Consider the following 21081-nt stretch of genomic DNA (forward strand, 5'->3'; position numbering starts at 1 on the left):
GTCGTCGTTAACCCCTAGCTGCCTCGATCGACTCTCGGAGCGCGTCCTCGAGCTGTTCCAGCCGGTGCCAGGGGATCTCGCCCATCGTGCAGATCCTGAAGAAGTCCGCGGAAAGTTGCCCCTGACCGGCGTAGATAACGTAACCGCGCTTTTTGAGCTCATCATGAAGCGCCGCGTAAGTTACGTTTTCGGGGAGATGAAGCATTGTTACGGTGTTTGACCTGAATTGTTCATCAACGAGGATTTCCAGGCCGAGCCGCGCGAACTGGCCGCGGACGAGGGCCGCCCGCTCGCGGTACAGCCGGGTCCGCGCCGCGAAACCGCCCGCCTCCTCGTACTCCTTGATCGCCTCGTCGAGGGAGTAGCAGACCTGCACGGCCGGGGTGAACGGCACGTCGCCCTTGCGCTGACCGGCCAGGTAGCTGGCGGCGTTGAGGTAGAGGCTGCGCGCGGGCGCCTCCTGGATCCGCTCGATCGCGGCCTCGCTGCACAGGATGAACGACATGCCGGGCAGCCCGTGCAGGCCCTTGTTGGCGGTGCCGCAGACGACGTCCGCCCTGACCTGCGCCAGGTCCTGGTCCTCGATCGCGGTGCCGCTGATCGCGTCGATCACGAACAGCGCGCCGTGCTCGGCCACGACCTCGCCGATCTCCTTGATCGGGTTGATCAGGCCGGTCGTGGTCTCGTGGTGCACGCAGACCACGGCGTCCACGTCGTCGCGCCCGGCGAGGGCCGCCCGGACGGCCTCGGGGTCGGCCGGGACCGTCCAGTCGCTCCTGACCTCGTGGAACGGGATGCCGTGCGCCTTGGCAATCTTGATCATCCGGTCGCCGTAGACGCCGTTGTTCACGACGAGCACGCCGCGTCCCGCGCGGACGGAGCTGATGACCGCCATCTCCATGGCCGCGGTTCCCGACCCGGTGACCAGCAGCGCCTCGTGCGTGCCGCCGAGGTTCAGGCACCGGGGCAGGGCCTCGCGGATCCTGAACAGCAACTCCGTGAACTCGGGCTCGCGGTGGCAGAGGTCGCCGCGAAGCAGGGCGTCCTTGACCCGCTTCGACGTACATGCGGGCCCGGGATTCAACAGAATGAGTTCTTCGTCCATCAATCCACTCGATCTTGGGTAGTTATCGGGCATTACGGACGCTATCCGGGGTGGCGCCGCACGGGACAGCCGCCTTTCACCTATGAGGGCCATAAGGGAATCGGGCTTGTCCGTGCCGAGCAGCGCCGACTGGGATGGGACACGTGCCGTTGGAGACCGTCGTACTGATCGGGGTCGCGGGGCTGTTCGCCGTCGTGTCCGGGATCAACGACGGCGGGGCGCTGCTGGCGACCGGGCTCAAGCTGCCGGTGATCAGGCCGGCCGTCGGCATCCTCGCGCTGGTGCTGCTCGTCACGGTGGTCCCGCTGGTCGCCCACCAGGTGGCGCTGACGTTCGTGAACCGGCTGGCGGGCTTCCACGCCCCCGGCGGCCAGGCCGCGATGACGGTGGCCGTGCTCTGCGCGCTGGCGGTGGTGTTCACGCTCAGCGCGAAGGGCCGGCCGACCAGCCTCACGCTGGCCGTGGTGGGCGGGCTCACCGGGGCCGGGCTGGGGTGGGGGCTGCCGGTGTCGGGCGGCTCGGTGGCGCTCGTGCTGGTCTTCGGGCTGGCCGCGCCGTTCGTGGGGGCGCTGCTGTCGTGGCTGCTCATCCGGCTGCTCGTCCGGGTGACCGACGCGCCCGGCCTGGCCCGCTGGCACTGGGCCGGGTTCCTGCTCCAGACGCTCGCCTACGCGGCCAACGACGGGCAGAAGATGCTGGCCGTCTTCATGATCGCGCTCGGTTTCCAGGGCGCGCCCCTGGCCTGCACCTCGCTGGTGGCGGTGCTGTTCGGGCTCGGCGCGCTCTACGGGCTGCCCAGGGCGGGCCGTACGCTGAGCCGCGAGATCATCGTCTCCCGGCCCGCGCACGGCGTCGCCGCCGAACTGGCCGCGGGCACCGCCGTGCTCGCCTGCGCCGCGCTGGGTATGCCCGTGAGCATGACCCAGGCCGTGGCCGGCGGGCTGGTCGGCGCCGGGGTCGCGCAGGGCGGCGGCCGGGTCCGCTGGTACGCCGCCGTCAAGATCGTCGTGGCCTGGCTGCTGACGCTCCCGCTGAGCGGCCTGCTGGCCGCGACGGCGGCGTTCGTCCTGAAGGGGCTGAGGGGGACGTGGTGAAGCGATGGCGCCGGATCCGTGACCTCATGACCGGCCGCATGGACGGCGCGCTCACCGGCGCCCTGCTCGGCCAGCTCAAGGCCACCAAGCAGGGCGCGTGGCTGGCGATGGCCATGATCGGCGGCGAGGTCGGCAGGACCGGCGCGCACGAGCGGATGCGCGCGATCGAGCACCTCGGCGACGAGGAGCGCGCCCGCCTGGTCGAGGAGCTCAAGACCGCGCTGGTCACGCCCATCGACCCCGAGGACCTGTTCCGCCTGTCGCGCTCGATCGACGACGTGCTGGACTCGCTGCGGGACTTCGTGCGCGAGTCGCACCTGTACCGGGTGCCCGACCAGATCCGTTTCACGCCGCTGCTCGACCAGGTCATCGTGGGCATCGACGCCCTGGAGAGCGCCGTGCGCGGCCTGGCCGCCCGGCCCTCGGCGGTGGTGCAGGACGCCCTGGAGGCCAAGAAGGCCGGCGGCGCGATCCGGCGCATGTACCAGTACGAGATCTCCCGGATCTTCTCCGGCGAGGTCACCTCGGACGCGCTCAAGCAGCGCGAGCTGGTGCGCCGCCTGGAGATCGTGGGCATGGCCATCGGCGAGGCGGCGGACGCCATCGCCGACGGCGCCATGAAACGCTGACCGTCAGCCCGCCCGCCCGGCGAAGGCGTCGACGCCGGTCAGCTCGGCCGACAACCGCCACAGGCGGGCGGCCTGCTCGGGGTCGGTGGCATAGGGATGGACCCCGCCGCCGGAGCCGTCGGCCTGCTCGGCGATGTCGCAGTCTTCGCAGTAGACGCCGCCCATGCCGTCGAGCTGCGGCGAGGTGGCCGCCCACACCTGGGTGGCCGCGCCCTGCTCAGGGGTCTTGAAGCTGGTGTTGAGCTGGTTGCCCTGCTCGTCGATCCAGCCCGCCTCGACCATCTCCTGCCTGGTCAGGTGGCGCTGGAGCGGGGTGAGGATGCCGCCGGGGTGCACCGCGAACGCCCGCACGCCCGCGTCCTTGGCCACGGCGTCGAGGTGCACGGCGAACAGCACGTTGGCCGTCTTCGCCTGGCCGTAGGCCTGCCACTTGTCGTAGCCGTGCTCGAACATCACGTCGTCCCAGCGCATGCCGGAGCGCCGGTGGCCGGCGGAGGAGACGGCCACGACCCGGCCGCCGCCGCGCTCGACGGCCGGCCACAGGCGGTTGACCAGCGCGTAGTGGCCGAGGTGGTTGGTGGCGAACTGGGCCTCCCAGCCGGGGCCGACCCGCGTCTCGGGGCAGGCCATGATGCCGGCGTTGTTGATCACGAGGTGCAGGTCGCGGCCGGAGGCCAGGAACTCCTCGGCGAAGCGCCGCACGCTGTCGAGGTCGCCCAGGTCGAGCTCGCCCACCTCGACGCCGTCGATGCCGGCCAGGGCCTCCTCGGCCGCGCCGCGACGCCGGGCCGGGACGACGACCTGGGCTCCGGCCCCGCTGAGCGCGCGGGTGGTCTGCAGGCCGAGGCCGGAGTAGCCGCCGGTGACGAGCGCGACCCTGCCGGTGAGGTCGACGCCCTTGAGCACCTCGTCCGCGGTGCTTCTCGCGCCGAAACCCGAACCGATCCTGTGCTGAGGCGTTGTCATGGGACCGACGTTACGAACTGAAGTGCGCTCTAAGTCAAACCGACCCGCCGGGCCCGCCCGGATCACAGGCCGAGGGCCGGGGCCAGGCGCTGGAGCTGGCTCAGGGCGTCGTCGAGGTCGGGGGCGCCCGGCGACAGCGGCTGGACGGCCACGTGGTCGGCACCGGCGTCGAGGTGGGCCCGCAGCCGCGCGGCGACCTGCCCTTCGTCGCCCCAGGCCACGATGGCGTCGGCCAGCCGGTCGCTGCCGCCGCCCGCGAAGTCGGCGTCGGTGAAGCCCAGGGCGCGCAGGTTGCTCAGGTAGTTGGGCAGGGTCAGGTAGTAGGCCAGGTGGGCGCGGGCGATCTCGCGGGCCCTTCCCGGGTCGGTCTCCAGCACCACGGCCTGCTCGGGCACCAGCAGCCGGCTCGCACCGAGGACGCGGCGGGCCTGCTCGGTGTGCTCGGGCGGCACGAAGTAGGTGTGGGCGCCGTCGGCCCGGTCTCTGGACAGCTCCAGCATCCGGGGCCGCAGCGCCGCCAGCAGCCGGGGCGCCCGCGCCGCGGGCAGGCCCTCCTCGGCGGCGTCCATGCCGTCGAGGTAGGCGCGCATCGCGCTCAGCGGCTTGTCGTAGGCGTGGCCGCGGCTGCCGACCAGCGGGCCGTGGCTGACCCCGATGCCCAGGACGAAACGGTCCGGGAAGGCGTCGGCCAGCGTCTTCGCGCCCGCCGTCATGCCCGTCGCGTCGCGGCCCCAGATGCTGGCGATGCCGGTCGCGACCGCGACGCGGGTGGTGGCGGCCAGCAGGACGGCCGCGGTGGTGAGCGGCTCCTTGCTCTGCCGGCCCTCGTTGATCCACACGGAGCCGTAGCCCAGCCGCTCGATCTCGGCCGCCGCGCGCCGCGCCTGCTCGGCGGGGGCCTTGCCGATCAGCGGATGCCACACCCCGAAGTGCCCGGTCTCCATGGCCGCTCCCTCGACTAGAATGTTCGATCGAGATGGAACACTACCCTAATGTTCGACCGCCATCGAACAGAACGCGCGGCCTGACCCACACCTCGCCCGTCGAGGTGTCGCTGCAGGCCGCCCTCGACGCGCTCGGCGACCCGGTCCGCCGCCGCATCGTCCGCGAGCTGGCCGGGGAGCCCGACTGGGCGCGCGCCTGCGGCACGTTCGCCCACCTGCCGGTGGCCAAGTCCACGCTCAGCCACCACTTCGGGGTGCTGCGCCAGGTCGGCCTGCTGGAGCAGCGCGACGAAGGCGCCCGGCGGCTCAACCGGCTGCGCCGCGCGGAGTTCGACGAACGTTTCCCCGGCCTGCTCGCCCTCGTCGTCGAGGAGCCGGAGGGCGTCTAGGGCATGCGGCGGCCCTGACGGGTAGGGGCAGGCCCATGCAGATGCGCCCGTTCGCCCGTAACCTCCTCGCCACCACGGCCGCGGTCACCGTCACGGCCACGCTCGGCAGCCTGGCCACCTCCTCCGGCTCGGCCTGGTACCGCCGGCTGCGCAAGCCCCGCTGGCAGCCGCCCAGCCAGGCGTTCGGCCTGGTCTGGACGCCGGTCTACGCCCTCATCGCCTACGCCGGCGCGCGTGCCCTGACCAGCGGCGACGACCGGGCCGGCCTGGCCCGCGCCCTGGGCGCCAACCTCGCGCTCAACGCCGCCTGGACCCCGCTGTTCTTCGGCGCCCGCTCCCCGCGCCTGGCGCTGGCCGACATCGTCGCGCTCGACGCGGCCAACCTCGTGCTGCTGCGCCGCTTCCTGCGCGCCGACCGCCGCGCCGGGCTGGCCCTGCTGCCCTACGTCGGCTGGACGGCCTTCGCCACCGCCCTCAACGCCTCCATCGCCGCCCGCAACCCCTGACCGGGAACCCCGCCCGAAGACGGGGTCCCCGTCCGCGCGGTCAGGAGACGCGCAGGTCGTCCACCGCCCAGTACCAGTTGTTGGTCGCGTCGAAGTAGTGGAACTTGACCCTCATCGACCTGGCCCCGGCCGGCACGGCCACCGCGAGCGACTCGTTCCTGGCGACCGCGTCGGCCGTGTAGTTCTTCACCAGCGTGTCCGCGCCGCCGTCGAACGACACGAGCACCTGCGCCTTCTGCGCGCCGTCCACGCGGTAGTGGGTGGCGTAGGCGAGGGTGACGGACGTCCGGCCGGTCACGGTGTAGGCGGGCGAGACGAGCGTCGAGTCGAACGTCCCGGTTCCGTGCGACTTGTCGTCCCATTCGTCGGAGTCGGCCACCGCGAAGGTGCCCCTGGACCGGACGTTCAGCTCCCGCTGCTGGTCACGGGCCGCCCGCGACCAGAACTCGTCGATGGTGAACGCCCAGCCGCGCCACTCCTGAACGCCCCCCGACGGCATCCTGGACGCGTCCACCGACCAGCCCGCGGGCGGCGTGTGCGAGTAGCCGAGCACGCCGGCCGGGATGCCGGTCTCGTCGGTCCTGCCGGACAGCGCGACGCCCTCGAACGGGTCGCCGGTCCTGGTGTCGACGCGCCGGCCGTCGATCCCGCCCGGCACGGCCAGCCCCAGCCCGGTGAAGACCGCGGCCGTCACGTCCACCAGCCGCGTGTCGGCCGGCCGCGCCCCGGCGGCGATGCCCGGCCCGGCGGCCAGGACGAACGTGCGTCGCTCCTCGATCGAGGACCCGCCGTGCCCGCCCGCGTCGGTGTGCCCGTGGTCGGTGGCCACGATCACCGTCCAGCGTTCGCTCCCGTACGTCGGCCTGGCCCTGACCGCGGCCAGCAGCCGGCCGATCCGGGCGTCGGCGTCGTGGATGGCGGCCAGGTAGGCGGCCGAGCCTGCGCCGCTGCCGTGCCCGGCGATGTCGATCGCGCCCAGGTAGACGAAGGCGGCGTCCGGGTTCTTCGTGCGCAGGACGGTCTCGCTGACCTGCGTGAGGCGCTCGTCCTCGGCCGGGTAGCCGTCGGCGTCGCCGTCCAGGACCACCCTGGCGTCGATCCGGGGGCCGAACGTGCCCTGGTCGGCGAGCGGCTTCCAGTCGAGGGCGGCGTAGGTGGAGTGGCCGGCGCCGGCGTTCTCCAGCCGGGTCAGGAAGTCGGGGTGGCGGTCGTAGCGCTTGCCGGCGAAGGTGTTGTCCTTGACGCCGTGCAGGTCGGGCCAGACGCCGGTGGCGATCGTGGACCAGCCGGGGCCGCTGGAGGTGGCGGCCATCGGGCTGGTGTAGAGCAGGCTCGTGCCGAACGTGCCGCCGCTGATCAGGGCGTCGAGGTTGGGGGCGTCGGCGGGGGCGATGCGGTCGTGGCGTAACCCGTCGAGGCCGATGACCAGGACCTTGTCGCTGCTGATGCCGTTCGGGACGTCGGGGACGGGCACGGGCGCGGCCAGGGCGGTCGCGCCGTTGAGGACCTTGCCCTCGGGAGCGGGTGCGGGATCGGCCGCCTGATGCGCCAGGGCCGCCGGCGCGGGTACCGACACGGCCGCGGCCACGAGAGCGGGCAGGATGCGCCATCGTTGCATGGACGTACTCCTCGCTGAGTGCTGGGGTGATCCGGCTGAAGGATCTCCAGCGTCAGGCGGGTGCGTGAATAGCGTCTTTCCGATGGACGCCATAGAGGGAAAAGGGGGCCCAAATGGGCAGTAGCCAACGTCCCGCCGCCCGCGTCGTCTGCCTCGACCGCGACGGGCGCGTCCTGCTCATGCACTGGTACGACCCGGTCAGCGGCACGGACGTGTGGGAACCGCCGGGCGGCGGCCTCGATCCGGGCGAGACGCCGCTGGAGGCCGCCCGGCGCGAGCTGGCCGAGGAGACCGGGCTGCCCGGCTCGGCCGTCGGCGAGCACCGGGTCGACGTCGAGCGCGACTTCTCCTGGCTGGGCGTGCGCTACGTGAAGACCGAGCCGTTCTTCCTGGCCACCTTCGACGAGGCGCGCCCGCGGGTGACCCCCGCCGCGCTCACCGAGGAGGAGCTCGGCGTCTACCGCGGTCACACCTGGGCCGAGGAGATGCCGTACGGCGTCGAGCCGCCGGAACTGGCCGACGTGGTGGCCGCCCTGCGCGCCGCCGCGCGCCGCTGAACCCGCCGCCGCTACACCTCGATCGTGCGGCCCGCCGTGGCCACCGCGAGGTCGCCCTGGTAGGACCTGGCCGCCGCCGCCAGCGCAGGCTCGGGCAGGGTGCCGGGCCACAGGTGGGTGAGCAGCAGCCGGGCGACCCCGGCCGCCGCGGCGGTGCGGCCCGCGTCGGCGGCGCTGGACAGGTAGGGGGCGTCCTCGCCGGGCACCTGCTCGGGATAGGTGGCCTCGGCCACCAGCAGGTCGGCGCCGGCGGCCAGCGTGACGAGGTCGGCGGACGGGCCGGTGTCGCCGGTGTAGGCGATCACCCGGCCGCCCGCGCTCAGCCGCAGCCCGGCGTTGGGCACGTGGTGCGGCAGCGAGAAGGCGTCGAGCCGGAAGGGGCCGATCTCACGCGGCGTGCCCGGCTCCATGTCGTGCAGCTCGAAGCTGCCGGCCAGCATGCCGCGCCGGTCGAGCGCGAGCACGGCGTCGAGCGCGCCGGGCGGCGCGTGCACGGGCAGCGCGGCCGGCGGGGCGTCGCCCAGGGCGCGGGCGCGCAGCAGCGGGTTGAGGTCGGAGCAGTGGTCGGGATGGCCGTGGCTGACCAGGACGGCGTCGACCCGCTCGGCCGGCGTCGTCTCGAGCAGCCGCGGCAGCGTGGCGTAGCCGGGATCGACGAGCACGCGGAACCCGTCGTGCTCGATGAGGTAACCGCTGCACGCCTGGCCCGCCGCCGGCCACGCCCCGCATCCGCCCAGCACTGTGATCAGCACGATCACGACCTTATCGGGGCTTGTGCCCCAGCTCGGCCAGCGTGGTGGACATCAGGCCCCGCAGCAGCGGCCCGGCCAGGCCCTCGTGCACGGACTCGACCGGCAGCCCCTGGGCGATGCGGGCGTGGTAGGACTCGCGGTCGCGCTCGCCGGTGTAGGGCAGCGCGGTCATCGCCACGACCACGGTGGCCCGGGTGCCGCCGCGCGGCAGGACGGCGACGGCGTGGGTGCGCAGGCAGGTCTCGTCGGGGGCGCCGTACCAGCCGCACTTGACGCCGGCCTCGGGCGAGCCGAGCGCCTCGCGGGCGCCGAACGTCTGCTCGCCCGCCACCTGCCGCATCCACGCCAGGACGGTGGCCGCCACCGGGTCGCCCGCCGCCGCGGCCTGCGCGAACACGGTGTAGGCGGCGGCGACCTCCTCGGCCGAGACCTCCACCGAGCCGAAGCGCGACGGGTCGCCGCCCGGCTGGGCCCACCGTACGCCGGTGCGCCGGTAGAGGTCGTCCAGCAGCACGCGGGGGCCGATGGACAGCCAGAGGCTGAGCGTGTCGGCGTTGGAGGAGAGGACCACGGCGGGCTCGGCGTGGCGGCGCCAGCGGTCGGCGTCGCCGACGTGGTCGGCGGCCACCCAGGCGTAGAGCGGCTTGAGCAGCGAGGCGCAGCGCAACCGGGCCGGGCCGGAGCGCACGCTCATCGTCCGGGCGGGCGGGCCGCCGTAGCCGCGCCTGATGCCCGCGGCCTGTGCTCCGGCGCTGTCTTGAAGGTCTTTCAGCAGGTCATTGAAGGCCACCGTCCCACCGTAGACCTACGGGGAGGTCCGCCAGCGCCCTTCGTACCACTCCGCGCTCGGTGGCTCGCCGGGCAGCGGGGTCGCGCCGGGGGCGCGCAGGCCGTCGAGCGCGATGGCCAGCAGGCGCTCCTTGACGCGCTGGTGCTCCTCGCTCGGCGGGCCGGGGGCGGGCCTGCTGAACTGCTCGATGAGCAGCGAGAGGTCGAGCGTGGTCACGTCGGGCCGCAGTGCGCCGGCCTCGCGGGCCCTGGCGACGAGGGCGCCGGCCAGCTCGGTGGCCCGGCGGGAGGTGCGCCACATCTCGTCGGTGACCTCGATCGTGCCCGCCACCGGGGCCAGCGCGCCGGAGCGGCCGGCGACGCAGGCGCGCACGTACGCCTCCAGCCCGGTCCACGGGTCGGGCTCGGCCAGGGCCGACTCCAGGGCGTCGACCACGCGTTCCATGGCGATCAGGCACAGCCGCTGGAGCAGCTCCTCCTTGGTGCGGTAGCGCCGGTAGAGGCTGCCCATGCCGACGCCCGCCTGCCTGGCGATGGCCGAGACCGGCGCGTCGAACCCCTGGGTCGTGAACACCTCGTGGGCCGCCTGGAGCAGCCGCAGATCGTTCCGCGCCGCCTCGGCCTGCCTGCCGCGTCCTGCCATGCCGTACAGGATATTGCGGAGCGTTGCGCTCCGATATACGGTTCTTTTCGGAGCGAAGCGCTCCGAATAAGGAGGTCTGTCATGCGTGCGGTGGTGTTGCGGGAGCTCGGCGGCCCGGGGTCGCTCGTGGTGGAGGAGGTGCCCGACCCCGTCCCGGGGCCGGGTCAGGTGCTGGTCGAGGTGGCGGTCGCGGGCGTCACGTTCGTGGAGACGCAGGTGCGCGCCGGACGGGGGCCACGCGCGGCCGAGCTGCCCGCGGTCCTGGGCAACGGGGTGGCGGGCACCGTCCTGGCGGTGGGCGAGGGCGTGGCCGCGGCGCTGACGGGCTCCCTGGTGGTCACCACGCTCGGCGGGTACGGCGGCTACGCCGAGCTGGCGGTGGCCGCCGCCGAGGACCTGATCCCGGTGCCCGCCGGACTGTCGGCGCGCGAGGCCGTGGCGTTGCTGGCCGACGGGCGCACCGCCGTGGGGCTGGTCCGCGCCGCCGCGCCGCGGCCCGGCGAGTGGGTGCTGGTGGAGGCGGCCGGCGGCGGGGTGGGCAGCCTGCTGGTGCAGCTCGCCCGCGCCGCTGGGGCGCGCGTGGTCGGCGCGGCCGGCAGCGCCGCCAAACGCGAGCTGGCCGCGCGCCTCGGCGCCGAGGTGACGGTCGACTACACCGCCCCGGGCTGGGCCGACGAGGTGCGCGCCGCGACCGGCGGCCTGGACGTCGTCTTCGACGGCGTGGGCGGCGAGATCGGCGCCCACGCGCAGGACCTGCTGAAGGACGGCGGCCGGCTCAGCGTGTACGGCATGGCCGGCGGCCCCATGACCACCCCCGATCCCCGGGTGACCGCCGTCGCCTGGCCCGCGGCCGACCCGCGCGAGCTGGCCCGCGAGGCCCTGGAGCTGGCCGCGGCCGGCCGCCTGAGCCCCGCGGTCGGCAATGTGCTCCCCCTGGAGTCGGCGGCCGAGGCGCACGCCGCCGTCGAGGCCCGCGCGGTCACCGGGAAGACCCTGCTGCTGCCCGCGCGGGCCAGGACGGTCCTGGTCATCGGCGCCACCGGCAACCAGGGCGGCGCGGTGGCCCGGGCCCTGCTGGCCCGCGGCTGGACGGTCCGCGCCCTGGTCAGGGACCCCGCCTCGGACGCCGCCCAGGCCCTGGCCGCGCTCGGCGCCACCCTGGCCAAGGGCGACCTGGACGACCCCGTCTCGCTCCGGACGGCCATGACCGGCGTGCACGGCGTGTTCAGCGTGCAGGCCCTGGCCGTGACGGAGGAGGAGCTGGCCCGCGAGGTGCGCCAGGGCGTCGCGGTCGCCGACCTGGCCGCCGGGCTGGGCCTGGCGCACCTGGTCTACAGCTCGGTCGGCGGCGCCGAGCGCGACACCGGCATCGAGCACTTCGCGAGCAAGTGGGCGATCGAGCGGCACGTCGCCGGGCTGGGCCTGCGGGCGACGGTGCTGCGCCCGGCGTTCTTCATGACGAACCTGCTGTACTACGCCGAGCCCGCCGGGGCCGAGCGGGTCATCGCGCTGCCGTTCCGGCGCATGCAGCTCGTCGCGCCCGAGGACATCGCCCACTTCGCGGCGGAGGCGTTCGAGCGTCCGGCGGAGTACGCGGGCCGGGCGCTGGAGATCGCGAGCGAGGAGCTCACCGGCGCCGAGATCGCCGCGGTCTACCAGCGGGTCACCGGCACGCCCACCCGGTTCGAGCAGACCGCGCCCGGCGGGGAGCGCATGTACGAGTGGTTCCTGGAGAGCGGCTACCAGGCCGACATCGCCGCGCTCCGCGCCCGCCACCCCGGCCTGCGCACGTTCGAGTCCTTCCTGCGCGACCGGCTCCCCCGCTGATTCCGGGTCAGGACAGCGCCGCCTCGAAGCGGGCCCGCAGCTCCGACAGGCGGCCGACCGGCTCGGCGCTGTACACGAGGCGGACGTACCGGGGGGCCACGCTCTCGCCCCAGGCCGTCATGGGGGTGGCCGCCACGCGTCCGCGGTCCAGCAGGCGGGCCGACAGGTCCTCGGCGGTCAGCCCCATGGCTTCGGCGTCCACCAGGACGGACCAGCCGCCGCCCGCCCGGACCAGCGGCAGCCCGTCGAGCTGGGCGAGCACGGTGTCGTGGCGGGCCTGGTACTCGGCCGCCGCCTCCGCCACCCCCGCGCCCGCCGGGTCGGTGAGTGCGGCGGCGGCGCCGTACTGGTGGTATCCGCTGGCCACGGTGGTGTTGTAGATGGTGGCGACCATGATCCGGGACATGATGTCGGCCGGGCCGGCGACCCAGCCGATCCGCCAGCCGATCATCCGGTACTCCTTGGACATCGACCCGATGATGATCGTGCGTTCGGCCAGGCCGTCCACCTGGCAGGGGTTGATCCTCGGGTGTCCGTCGAAGACGATGCGCTCCATGGCGGCGTCGTAGATCAGGTACGCGCCCGTGCGCTCGCACACCCGCGCGACCGCCTGCCAGTCCTCCCGGTCGAAGACCACGCCCGACGGCATCGACGGGCTCATCAGCAGCAGCGCCGCCGCGGCGGGCACCCGGGCGAGCGCCTCGCGGTCCAGCCGCCAGCGCCCGTCCTGCACCAGCAGCGGCACCAGGTGCGGACGCGCGCCCGACAGCCGCACCCGCTGCAGCAGGCCGGCGTAGGTGGGGTCGGTGAGCAGCACGGGCTCGCCCGGCTCGGTCGTGGCCAGCAGCACGGGCATCACCGCCGACGTCCCGCCGGAGGTGATGCACACCTGCCGCAAGGGGTCGTAGTCGAGCCCGGTACGCGCCCGCAGCTCGGCGGCGACCGCCTGGCACAACACCGGCAGCCCGGTGAACGGCAGCCAGCTGTTGCCCGTCCCCTCCTCCAGTGACCGCCTGGTCGCGGCCACGGCGGACGGCGGGGGCGGGACGTCGGTGTCGAGGTTCTCCAGGCGCAGGACGTCGGCGTCCGCCCCGGCGGCCGCGGCCACCTTGTCGATGTCGAACGGCTGCACCTGCGCGAACCGGGAATTGGGCCGCATGACCGCACCTCCGTGCCTTGTTCCGTATATGGAACACCTTGGGTGCACCCACGCTCCTCCAGTGGGGACGCGGGTGTCAAGGGGCGGCACGGAGGCGCCGACGACAGCCGGGTCAGGTCAGGGTGCGGTCGGCCGGGCCGTCGTAGTGGTCCGGCCCCTGCATCGACAGGTCCAGCGGCTGGACCATGTCGGAGTTGGCGGAGGCCCGCCAGCCCTTCTCCCTGGTCATCTCCTCGATCGAGTGCGCGCACAGCGACAACGACCGGCACACGATGAACATGGCCTTGAGCTGCAGCGGCTCGTACCCCATGTCGAGGCCGACACAGCCCATCGAGCCGGGACCGTTGAGCCAGATGCGGCGGCCGAAGACGCCCTCGGTGGCGTCCTCCATCGCGCGGGCGATGCGGACGTACCGGCCGGTGACACCCAGCTCGTCCGAGAGCCCCAGCAGGCGGACGGTTCGCGGGTCGCGGATGTGCTGGGCGTGGTGGAACCCGGGCATGCGCTCGCGGCGTTCGCGCATCTCGGCGACGACCTTGGCGGCGGCCTCCTCGTCGCTCAGCCCGTCGCGCTCGGCCCGCTCACCGACCGCGAGGAACAGCTCGGCGGGCCGGTCGGCGGTGCCGTGCAGCCGGCCGATGCCGGCGACGCCCGCCGCGACGGCCGCGTTCAGCTCGGCGCCGCCGGAGGTGGCGAAGCGCACGGTGGCCGAGGAGGGCGACATGGCGTGCTCGGCCATGTTCACCAGGATCGCCTCGGTCATCCGGCCCACCTCGGGGCTCGGCAGCTCGCCGCGCAGCACCAGGTGGAAGTGCTCGGCGAAGGAGATGTTGCCGGTCAGCTCGTTCACGTCGTACCCGCGCACGACGATCCGGTCCTTGTTCTTCCAGGCGATCGCCGTCTCCCAGGCGAACGGCTTCTTGTCGGTCAACGGGCTTTCCTTTCAGGGAAGTACACGCACGCCGGGTCGATCTCCTCGCGCAGCAGGCGAAGGTCCTCGGGGTCCGGCGGCACCACAATTTCCAACGAATCCCGAAATTTCGGGGTAAAGCCGGTGTTGTTCTGTACGTCCGTGACGCTCGCCCCCGGCATGAGCGCCGTCACGGTCAGCGCCGAGTCCTCGGCCTCCATCACGCACAGGTCGGTGACGACCTTGACGCGCAACGGCCCGAGCCCGGCCTTGGCCCGCTCCCCCGGCCCGCCCAGGAACCCCGGGCTGGTGACGTAGTCACAGCGGGCGGGGAAGCGCCGCTTCTCGTGGTCGGTCAGGATCACCACCTGCCGGCAGTGGCTGGCGATGTCGTTGGCGCCGCCGCTGCCGGGCAGCCGCACCCGCGAGCCGTCCGGTCTGGGGACCCAGGTGGAGTTGATGTTGGCGTACTCGTCCACCTGGGCCCCGCCGAGGAACCCCGTACGGACCAGCCCGCGCTGCACCAGGCCGCCCAGGGCCTCGAACAGCGACCCGTGCCGCGCGGCGCCGCGCATCAGCCGCGGATCGACCACCGACACCGGCGTCGGCACGACCTTCGGGAACATCACCCCCGACTCGATGACGAGCTTGGCCTCCGGCGCGTGGGTGCGCTGGGCGAGCGTGGCGGCCAGCAGCGGCAGGCCGGTGCCGACGATCACCAGGTCGCCGTCGCGGATCTGCCGGGCGCCCTCGACGACCAGCAGTTCCCGCGGCAGGGCGGTCCACTCCGCGCTCACACCAGCCTCCCCATCTGCTCGGTCAGCCCGGCCCTGAGCGTGCCCGCCGGGTCGCGGGCCCTGAGGTGGTCGTCGAAGGACGCGCCCAGGTTGGCCCCGATCCACTCGCGCAGCTCGGCGTCCCCGGCCCGGCCCAGCGCCTGGTACTCCTTGATCTCCGCCTCGGCGAAGTCGTACGCGCGGTAGACGGACGTCGGGAAGGCGCCGAAGGGCTGGTGGACGACCGCCGTCACGTACGCCTCCGGGATGGTGACCCGCTCGGGCCGGTCGGCGAACGCCCCGGCGGGCAGCACCTCCTCGGCCGACACGATCGTGGCGCGGGCGGCCCTGACCATGTCCACCTCGTGGGAGGTGACCCCCTCGATCACCACGTTCCCGGCCAGGTCGGCGCGGTTCGCGTGGATGATCGCCACGTCCGGAGTCATCGCCCGCAGCAGCACGACCGGCTGCCCCGTCCACGGATCGGCCGACTCCACCGCCACCCCGTCCGAGACCAGGTCGGCCAGCAGGTCGGTGCCGAGCAGGCTGCGCGTCGGCAGGAAGGGCACCCCGACGGCCCCCGCCGCGAAGCGGGTGGCCATCGCCAGGTGCGAGTGGTCGCCGACGCCGACCTCGCCGCGCTCGACGGCCCGGCGCCAGGCGAACAGCGTGCCGTAACGTTCCAGGTTGCCGGTGCCCTGTTCGGTGCGGGCCACCAGGCCCGCGGCCACCAGCATGTCGAGCGGCAGTGACAGGTTGCAGCCGACCACGGTCAGCCCGCCGATCCCCTGCCTGATCACCTCGTGCACCAGCGCCATCGGGCACCGGTTGATGTTCTGGCCGCCCATCCCGACGACGGCCCCGGCGGGGACGTGCCGGGCGACGGCCTCGGCGGCCGTCAGTAACTTATGCACGCCGACCGCCACTCGGTGTAGAAGTCCCAGACCTGCGGCGAGCACTCGGGCGGGCCGAACTGCGACAGCTTGGCGCCCATGTGCGGCAGGTGCGCGTACGCGCCGACGCCTGGCCGGTTGACGTGCAGCATGCCCGCCTCGAAGCGGTCCAGGGCCTCGAAGATGGTCGCCGGGTCCTGGGTGAAGATCGTGCCGCTCATGCCGTACTTGACCGAGTTGGAGATGCGCATGGCGTCGTCGAAGCCGTCGCAGTCCACCACGGACAACACCGGGCCGAAGATCTCCTCCTGGGCGATCTCGCTGTCCCAGGTCACGTCGCGCAGCACGGTCGGCTGCACGTAGCAGCCCTCGGGCACGCCCTCGGTGTGCCGCTCGCCGCCGACGGCGATCTTGGCCCCGGCCTCCTGCGCGGCCTTGACCGCGTCCAGGCAGGCGCGCATGCGGGTCTCGTTCACGACCGGGCCGATCGTGGCCTCCTCCGACAGGCCCGGCCCCACCTTGAGCCGGGCCACCTCGGCGACCAGCCGCGACAGGAACTCCTCCTTGACGGCCCGGTCGACGATCACCCGGGAGGTGGCGCTGCACCGCTGCCCCGACTGCCCGAACGCGCCGAACACGGTGGCCTTGACCGCCTTGTCCAGGTCGGCGTCCGCGAGCACCAGGACCGCGTTCTTGCCGCCCAGTTCGAGCTGGGTGCGCAGCAGCCGCGGCGCGCCGGCCTGGTGGATGGCCAGGCCCACGGGCAGCGAGCCGGTGAAGCTGATCCCGGCCACGCGCGGGTGCGTCACCAGTGCCTCGCCCGCCGCGATGTCGCCCTGCACGAGGTTGAGCACCCCGGCCGGGACGCCCGCGTCCACGAACGCCTCCACCAGCAGCGCGGAGGTCAGCGGCGTGAACGGCGACGGCTTGAGCACCGCCCCGCACCCGGCCAGCAGCGCCGGGGCGACCTTCCACATGGGGATGGCGAGCGGGAAGTTCCACGGCGTCACCAGGCCGACCACGCCGATGGGCGCGCGGAAGGTGTAGGAGAACGTGCGCGGCTCCTCGGCGGGCAGCGTCTCGCCCTTCAGCCTGCGCCCCTCGCCCGCGGTGAAGTCGAGGATGGCCAGGGCCCGCCTGACCTCGCCGCGCGCCTCCTTGACGAGCTTGCCCTGCTCACGCGTGATCGCCTGGGCGAAGTCCTCGGCCCGCTCCTCGATCAGGCGCTCGGCGGCGCGCAGGTACTCGGCGCGCTTGATCGGCCCGAGTCCCCTCCACTCCGGCATCGCCGCCGCGGCGGCCTCCACGGCCAGCTCGACGTCCGCGCCACCGGACTCGGCGAAGTCCCCGATGTGGTCGGAGAGGTCGCCGGGGTTGATGTTCGGCCGGGTCTGCCCGCTCTCGGGGGCACGCCATTCGCCGCCGATGTGGTTGAGCAGGTAGCGACTCGGGATCGTCGCCATCGGGTTCCTTTCCGGTCAACTTCTGATACGGCAAAGCCTCACGGCCTGGGATGTTCCGGACAAGGGGGATTAGACCGATGCCCCCGATAGGCAGCCGTTATATGGCTCCGCCTATAGCGGCGATAGGCAAATCACGCATTGGCCGGACCGTTCCGCTGCACTAGACATGCCGGGGAAAAGACCTGCTCACGGCACTTGTCGAATTCACCCGGAATTAACCGAGGGTCCAGATGAAGCATCGCACATGGGCGGTAATTGCCGCCTCATCCCTTTTCGCCCTCACCGCGTGCGGCAGTTCGGCCGGCGCCGGTGAATACGACTGGTCCGCCGCCCCGGACACCGGCAAGATCGCCGCCCAGGGCAAGGACCTGCCGACCTACGGCCTGGCCCCCGACTGGGCCAACTACGGCGAGGTCGTCAAGACGTTCTGCGCCAAGTACCAGGGCACCTGCGCCCACAAGGACACCGACATGTCCTCCTCGGAGGAGATCGTCAAGTTCGACGCCGAGAAGGACAACCCGATCGGCACGGCCAGCGACATCGGCCTCATGTGGGGGCCGGTGGCCGAGGCCAAGGGCGTGGTGCCGGCGTACCTGCCGCCGTCGGCGGCCAAGCTGAAGGACTGGCAGAAGGGCAAGGGCGGCTGGGTCGCCACGTTCGTCGGCGCGCCCGCGTTCGTCGTCAACACCGACAAGGTGAGCAACCCGCCCAAGAGCTGGCAGGACCTGCTCAAGCCCGAGTACAAGGGCCAGATCGCCATCAAGAACCCGGCCTCCTCCGGCACCGGCCAGGCCATGGTCGTCGCCGCCGCGGTCGCGGGCGGCGGCTCGGTGGACGACCTGACCCCCGCCTACACCTACTTCAAGAAGCTCAAGGACGCCGGCAACCTCAGCGACGTCAAGATGAGCGAGGAGACCCTGGAGAAGGGCGAGGCCCCCATCCAGATCAACTACGACTTCAACGGCCTGGCCCAGAAGGCCGCGCTGAAGGCCAAGAACGTCAACGTGGAGGTGATCATCCCCTCCGACGGCTCGGTCTGGTCGCCGTCCGGAATGATGATCAACAAGTACAACACGGCCAAGGGCGACTTCCTCAAGGGCCTGCTCGACTACGTGCTCTCCGACGAGGCCCAGACGCTGTTCGCCAAGTTCGGCGCCCGGCCCGTCCGCGCGCTCAACGGCGACCTGCAGCTGCCGGCCGACGCCAAGGCCAACTGGCTGCCCGAGGAGTCGTACGCGCCGGTCAAGGAGATCGAGATCACGAAGGTCAATCCCGAGCAGATCGTCGCCGACTGGGAGGCGAAGGTCCTCGCGTGACGTCCCACATCACGGAGTCCGTGGCGGCTCCCCCGGCCGCCGCGCGCCGCAGGGCCCCGGGCAGGCTGTTCACCGCCTGGGGCCCGGCCCTGCCGCTGCTGCTGTTCACGCTGGCCACGCTGGTGCTGCCGGCGCTGCGGCTGCTGCACGACACCTTCGCCCTGCCCGACGGCGGCTACGGCTTCGACCACATCGTCAAGGTGGCGCGGAACCCGGTGGACCGCCAGGCCATCGGCGGCTCGCTCGCGCTCGGCCTGACCCAGGCCACGCTGGCCACCGCGCTCGGCGCGCCCGCCGCCTGGCTGATCACCCGGATGCGCCTCGGCGGCCGGGCCTTCTGGCTGTCGCTGATGAACGTCGCCTCGAACTTCGCCGGCATCGGCCTGGCCTTCGGCTTCGTCGCGCTGATCGGCTCGACCGGCATGCTGACGCTCGTGCTCAAGGGCCTGTTCGGGATCGAGGACAACCCGTTCCCCTCACTCGGCTCCTTCAACGGCATGAACGTCGTCTACCTGTACTTCAACGTCCCGATGTTCGTGCTGCTCACGCTGCCCGCGCTCAGCGTGCTCAAGGACGACTGGCAGGAGGCCGCCGCGGTCTGCCACGCCACCCGATGGCAGTTCTGGCGCCACGTCGGCCTGCCGGTGCTCGCGCCGTTCGTCATCGCGGGCTGGCTGCTGGTCTTCACCTGGACGATCGGCGTCTACGCCGTCGCGTACGCCATCGGCTCCTCCCCCAGCGCGACCAAGCTCATCACCCTGCAGATCGGCAGCACCCTGGAGTCCTCGGTGTTCGGCCTCGGCCGGGCCGCCGTGCTGTCGGTGCTGCTCATGATCCTGGCCATCGGGGCGACTCTGCTCTACCGGCTCTCGCTCAGGCGCGCTGCGAGGTGGCTGTGAGACGGCGTGTCTTCCTCGGCCTGCTGGCGGTCTACTTCGGGCTGCCGCTGCTGGCCGCCCTGCTGTACTCGGTGGCCACCCGCTGGACCGACACCCCGCTGCCCGACGGCTACACCCTGGCCCACTGGGCCGGCGTCTTCGCCGAGCCGGACGTCATGGCCGCGCTCGGCCGCTCGCTCGTGCTCTCGGCGGTCGTCGTGGTGATCGAGGTCGTGCTGGTGGTGCCGGCCGCGTACTGGTCGGTCGTGCACAACCCGCGCATCGGGTCGATCGTCCAGACGATCGCGGTGATCCCGTTCGCCGTCCCTTGGGTGGTCGTCGGGGCGGGGCTCCAGCTCGTCACCAAGTCGGTCGCGCCCGAGCTGTTCGGCACGTTCTGGCTGCTGGCGGCGGCCACCGCGGCGATCGCGTTCCCGTTCATGTACCGGGCGGTGGAGAGCTCGCTGCTGGCGGCGGGGGCCGTCCAGCTCAGCGAGGCCGCCGCCACGTGCGGCGCCGGGCCCGCCCGCACACTGGTCAGCGTGATCCTGCCGGCGATCCGCGGCGGCGTCGTCTCCGGCGCGCTGCTGGTCATCGCGACCGCCATGAACGAGTTCGCGCTCGCCAAGATCCTCACCGGCGTCAGCTACGAGACGCTGCCGCTCTGGTCGGCCAGGCAGTTCGTCTCCCGGACGCTCGGCGACCCCAACGCGCTGGCCGTCGTCACCATCTTCACCTTCGGCCTGCTGTTCGCGCTGTCCGCGCTGGTCGTCTGGCTCGGCCGCGGCCGGGTGAGCGCGTCCATGGCCACCGCTCCGGTCCAGAAGGGCACCACTCCATGAGCCACGTCGTACTCGACCGCATCACCAAGCGCTACGCCGGGCACACCGCGCTGAACGGCGTGAGCGTCAGCGTCGAGCAGGGTGAGCTGCTGGCCCTGCTCGGCCCGTCGGGCTGCGGCAAGACCACGCTGCTGCGCTGCATCGCGGGCCTGACCGGGTTCGACGGCGGCCGGCTGACGATCGGCGGCGCCGACATGGCCGGCGTGCCGGTGCGCAAGCGGCCCATCGGCATGGTCTTCCAGTCCTACGCGCTGTTCCCGAACCTCACCGTGGGCGGCAACGTCGCCTTCCCGCTGACCGTCAGGAAGCGGCCGAAGGAGGAGGTCAGGGACCGCGTGGCCGAGATGCTCGACCTCGTCGGCCTCGACCACCTCGCCGACCGCCTGCCGAACCAGCTCTCCGGCGGCCAGCAGCAGCGCGTCGCGCTGGCCCGCGCGCTCTCCCCCCGCCCCGAGGTGCTGCTGCTGGACGAGCCCCTGTCCGCCCTGGACGCCCAGGTACGCCACCGCCTGCGCGACGAGGTGCGCCGCATCCAGCACCAGGTCGGCATCACCACCGTCTTCGTCACCCACGACCAGGCCGAGGCCCTGGCCATCTCCGACCGGGTCGCGGTGATGAACGCCGGCGACATCGAGCAGTGCGGGCCGCCCGCGGAGATCTACACCGCGCCCTCCACCCGCTTCGCCGCCGGCTTTGTCGGCAACCGCAACACCCTCGAACTCGACGCGGTGAACGGCCGGGTCACCGCGGGCGGCGCGTTCGACGTCGAGGCGCCCGCGCCGCGCGTCCTGTGCATGTTCCGCCCCGAGGACGTCGAGCTGGCCGCAGACGGCCCCGGCGCGCGGGCGGTCGTCGACGTGACGGTGTTCCTCGGCGCCACCACCCGCGTGTACGCCCAGGCGGGCCCCTCGGTGATCTTCGCCGACGTGCCGTCCAGGGCCGCCGCCGGCCTGTCGCCAGGAGACGAGGTACGCCTGCGGGTCGCCGCCGACCACGTCCAGGTGTTCCCCGCCTGACCCGGCCCG

General features: G+C 72.9%; 22 protein-coding genes. 10 read left to right on the forward strand and 12 right to left on the reverse strand.

Features of this window, described 5'->3' with window-relative positions; genetic code table 11:
- Window positions 1–7: 7 nt before the first annotated feature.
- Window positions 8–1105, reverse strand: a complete 1098-nt coding sequence (locus AB0J46_RS26040; RefSeq protein ID WP_364336252.1) for an aminotransferase class V-fold PLP-dependent enzyme — start codon at window positions 1103–1105, stop codon at window positions 8–10.
- Window positions 1106–1248: 143 nt separating this feature from the next.
- Between AB0J46_RS26040 and AB0J46_RS26045 the strand changes: the two genes are divergently transcribed.
- Both AB0J46_RS26045 and AB0J46_RS26050 read left to right on the forward strand, forming a co-directional pair.
- Window positions 1249–2199: an inorganic phosphate transporter gene (locus AB0J46_RS26045; protein WP_364336254.1), complete on the forward strand. Its 951-nt coding sequence runs from the start codon at window positions 1249–1251 to the stop codon at window positions 2197–2199.
- Window positions 2196–2828, forward strand: coding sequence for a DUF47 family protein (locus AB0J46_RS26050; RefSeq protein ID WP_352360497.1), 633 nt, complete (start codon window positions 2196–2198; stop codon window positions 2826–2828). Before AB0J46_RS26045 ends, AB0J46_RS26050 begins: the two co-directional genes overlap by 4 nt.
- A 3-nt stretch (window positions 2829–2831) precedes the next feature.
- On the opposite strand, the gene AB0J46_RS26055 is transcribed toward AB0J46_RS26050, so the two are convergent.
- Together AB0J46_RS26055 and AB0J46_RS26060 are read right to left on the reverse strand one after the other, a co-directional pair.
- The gene (locus tag AB0J46_RS26055) at window positions 2832–3794 is read right to left on the reverse strand and encodes an SDR family NAD(P)-dependent oxidoreductase (protein ID WP_364336256.1); all 963 of its coding nucleotides are present in this window, start codon (window positions 3792–3794) and stop codon (window positions 2832–2834) included.
- A 62-nt stretch (window positions 3795–3856) separates the two neighbouring features.
- Window positions 3857–4738 carry a TIGR03620 family F420-dependent LLM class oxidoreductase gene (locus AB0J46_RS26060; RefSeq protein WP_364336257.1) on the reverse strand — a complete coding sequence of 294 codons (882 nt, stop codon included), beginning with the start codon at window positions 4736–4738 and terminating at the stop codon, window positions 3857–3859.
- 32 nt (window positions 4739–4770) lie between these two features.
- Here AB0J46_RS26060 and AB0J46_RS26065 point away from each other — a divergent pair, with 32 nt between their 5' ends.
- Both AB0J46_RS26065 and AB0J46_RS26070 read left to right on the forward strand, forming a co-directional pair.
- Window positions 4771–5127, forward strand: a complete 357-nt coding sequence (locus AB0J46_RS26065) for a helix-turn-helix domain-containing protein (RefSeq protein ID WP_364336259.1) — start codon at window positions 4771–4773, stop codon at window positions 5125–5127.
- A 35-nt stretch (window positions 5128–5162) separates the two neighbouring features.
- On the forward strand, window positions 5163–5633 hold the full coding sequence (locus tag AB0J46_RS26070; RefSeq protein WP_358294706.1) for a TspO/MBR family protein: 471 nt from the start codon (window positions 5163–5165) through the stop codon (window positions 5631–5633).
- 40 nt (window positions 5634–5673) lie between these two features.
- Here the strand turns inward: AB0J46_RS26070 and AB0J46_RS26075 are convergent, their stop codons facing one another.
- Window positions 5674–7251 carry an alkaline phosphatase family protein gene (locus AB0J46_RS26075; protein WP_364336261.1) on the reverse strand — a complete coding sequence of 526 codons (1578 nt, stop codon included), beginning with the start codon at window positions 7249–7251 and terminating at the stop codon, window positions 5674–5676.
- A 113-nt stretch (window positions 7252–7364) separates the two neighbouring features.
- Here AB0J46_RS26075 and AB0J46_RS26080 point away from each other — a divergent pair, with 113 nt between their 5' ends.
- On the forward strand, window positions 7365–7808 hold the full coding sequence (locus AB0J46_RS26080) for an NUDIX domain-containing protein (protein WP_364336263.1): 444 nt from the start codon (window positions 7365–7367) through the stop codon (window positions 7806–7808).
- Window positions 7809–7819: 11 nt separating this feature from the next.
- Here AB0J46_RS26080 and AB0J46_RS26085 read toward each other — a convergent pair whose 3' ends face one another.
- The 3 genes from AB0J46_RS26085 to AB0J46_RS26095 are packed head-to-tail and all read right to left on the reverse strand — an operon-like array spanning window position 7820 to window position 9992.
- Window positions 7820–8560: an MBL fold metallo-hydrolase gene (locus tag AB0J46_RS26085; protein WP_364336265.1), complete on the reverse strand. Its 741-nt coding sequence runs from the start codon at window positions 8558–8560 to the stop codon at window positions 7820–7822.
- 10 nt (window positions 8561–8570) lie between these two features.
- Window positions 8571–9350, reverse strand: coding sequence for a hypothetical protein (locus AB0J46_RS26090; protein ID WP_364336267.1), 780 nt, complete (start codon window positions 9348–9350; stop codon window positions 8571–8573).
- A 15-nt stretch (window positions 9351–9365) separates the two neighbouring features.
- Window positions 9366–9992, reverse strand: coding sequence for a helix-turn-helix domain-containing protein (locus AB0J46_RS26095; RefSeq protein WP_364336269.1), 627 nt, complete (start codon window positions 9990–9992; stop codon window positions 9366–9368).
- Between the two features lie 81 nt (window positions 9993–10073).
- Between AB0J46_RS26095 and AB0J46_RS26100 the strand changes: the two genes are divergently transcribed.
- Complete coding sequence (locus tag AB0J46_RS26100; RefSeq protein WP_364336271.1) at window positions 10074–11819, forward strand: NmrA family NAD(P)-binding protein; 1746 nt, start codon at window positions 10074–10076, stop codon at window positions 11817–11819.
- Between the two features lie 7 nt (window positions 11820–11826).
- Here the strand turns inward: AB0J46_RS26100 and AB0J46_RS26105 are convergent, their stop codons facing one another.
- The 5 genes from AB0J46_RS26105 to AB0J46_RS26125 form a co-directional block, all read right to left on the reverse strand.
- Window positions 11827–12978, reverse strand: a complete 1152-nt coding sequence (locus tag AB0J46_RS26105) for a pyridoxal phosphate-dependent aminotransferase (protein WP_364336273.1) — start codon at window positions 12976–12978, stop codon at window positions 11827–11829.
- Window positions 12979–13090: 112 nt separating this feature from the next.
- Window positions 13091–13909, reverse strand: a complete 819-nt coding sequence (locus tag AB0J46_RS26110; RefSeq protein ID WP_364336275.1) for a citrate/2-methylcitrate synthase — start codon at window positions 13907–13909, stop codon at window positions 13091–13093.
- On the reverse strand, window positions 13906–14685 hold the full coding sequence (locus AB0J46_RS26115; RefSeq protein WP_364336277.1) for a CoA-transferase: 780 nt from the start codon (window positions 14683–14685) through the stop codon (window positions 13906–13908). Before AB0J46_RS26115 ends, AB0J46_RS26110 begins: the two co-directional genes overlap by 4 nt.
- Entirely contained in the window at window positions 14682–15578 is an 897-nt protein-coding gene (locus AB0J46_RS26120; RefSeq protein ID WP_364336279.1) for a CoA-transferase, read from the reverse strand. The genes AB0J46_RS26115 and AB0J46_RS26120 overlap by 4 nt, the downstream gene beginning before the upstream one ends.
- On the reverse strand, window positions 15563–17020 hold the full coding sequence (locus AB0J46_RS26125) for an aldehyde dehydrogenase family protein (RefSeq protein WP_364336281.1): 1458 nt from the start codon (window positions 17018–17020) through the stop codon (window positions 15563–15565). The genes AB0J46_RS26120 and AB0J46_RS26125 overlap by 16 nt, the downstream gene beginning before the upstream one ends.
- A gap of 230 nt (window positions 17021–17250) precedes the next feature.
- Between AB0J46_RS26125 and AB0J46_RS26130 the strand changes: the two genes are divergently transcribed.
- The 4 genes from AB0J46_RS26130 to AB0J46_RS26145 are packed head-to-tail and all read left to right on the forward strand — an operon-like array spanning window position 17251 to window position 21072.
- On the forward strand, window positions 17251–18336 hold the full coding sequence (locus AB0J46_RS26130) for an extracellular solute-binding protein (RefSeq protein WP_364336283.1): 1086 nt from the start codon (window positions 17251–17253) through the stop codon (window positions 18334–18336).
- Complete coding sequence (locus tag AB0J46_RS26135) at window positions 18333–19235, forward strand: ABC transporter permease subunit (protein ID WP_364336285.1); 903 nt, start codon at window positions 18333–18335, stop codon at window positions 19233–19235. The genes AB0J46_RS26130 and AB0J46_RS26135 overlap by 4 nt, the downstream gene beginning before the upstream one ends.
- Window positions 19232–20056 (forward strand): ABC transporter permease subunit, encoded by an 825-nt coding sequence (locus AB0J46_RS26140; protein WP_364336287.1) that lies wholly within the window; start codon window positions 19232–19234, stop codon window positions 20054–20056. Before AB0J46_RS26135 ends, AB0J46_RS26140 begins: the two co-directional genes overlap by 4 nt.
- Window positions 20053–21072, forward strand: a complete 1020-nt coding sequence (locus AB0J46_RS26145; protein WP_364336289.1) for an ABC transporter ATP-binding protein — start codon at window positions 20053–20055, stop codon at window positions 21070–21072. Before AB0J46_RS26140 ends, AB0J46_RS26145 begins: the two co-directional genes overlap by 4 nt.
- The last annotated feature ends 9 nt before the right edge of the window (window positions 21073–21081 follow it).

The organism is Nonomuraea sp. NPDC049758 (genome assembly GCF_040674635.1).
Lineage (GTDB): Bacteria > Actinomycetota > Actinomycetes > Streptosporangiales > Streptosporangiaceae > Nonomuraea.

Coding starts and splice junctions, on each gene's coding strand:
- AB0J46_RS26080 (WP_364336263.1), top strand. CDS start 7,365: ATGGGCAGTAGCCAACGTCCCGCCGCCCGCGTCGTCTGCCTCGACCGC.
- AB0J46_RS26065 (WP_364336259.1), top strand. CDS start 4,771: ATGGAACACTACCCTAATGTTCGACCGCCATCGAACAGAACGCGCGGC.
- AB0J46_RS26130 (WP_364336283.1), top strand. CDS start 17,251: ATGAAGCATCGCACATGGGCGGTAATTGCCGCCTCATCCCTTTTCGCC.
- AB0J46_RS26105 (WP_364336273.1), bottom strand. CDS start 12,978: ATGCGGCCCAATTCCCGGTTCGCGCAGGTGCAGCCGTTCGACATCGAC.
- AB0J46_RS26060 (WP_364336257.1), bottom strand. CDS start 4,738: ATGGAGACCGGGCACTTCGGGGTGTGGCATCCGCTGATCGGCAAGGCC.
- AB0J46_RS26145 (WP_364336289.1), top strand. CDS start 20,053: ATGAGCCACGTCGTACTCGACCGCATCACCAAGCGCTACGCCGGGCAC.
- AB0J46_RS26075 (WP_364336261.1), bottom strand. CDS start 7,251: ATGCAACGATGGCGCATCCTGCCCGCTCTCGTGGCCGCGGCCGTGTCG.
- AB0J46_RS26095 (WP_364336269.1), bottom strand. CDS start 9,992: ATGGCAGGACGCGGCAGGCAGGCCGAGGCGGCGCGGAACGATCTGCGG.
- AB0J46_RS26040 (WP_364336252.1), bottom strand. CDS start 1,105: ATGGACGAAGAACTCATTCTGTTGAATCCCGGGCCCGCATGTACGTCG.
- AB0J46_RS26125 (WP_364336281.1), bottom strand. CDS start 17,020: ATGGCGACGATCCCGAGTCGCTACCTGCTCAACCACATCGGCGGCGAA.
- AB0J46_RS26100 (WP_364336271.1), top strand. CDS start 10,074: ATGCGTGCGGTGGTGTTGCGGGAGCTCGGCGGCCCGGGGTCGCTCGTG.
- AB0J46_RS26055 (WP_364336256.1), bottom strand. CDS start 3,794: ATGACAACGCCTCAGCACAGGATCGGTTCGGGTTTCGGCGCGAGAAGC.
- AB0J46_RS26070 (WP_358294706.1), top strand. CDS start 5,163: ATGCAGATGCGCCCGTTCGCCCGTAACCTCCTCGCCACCACGGCCGCG.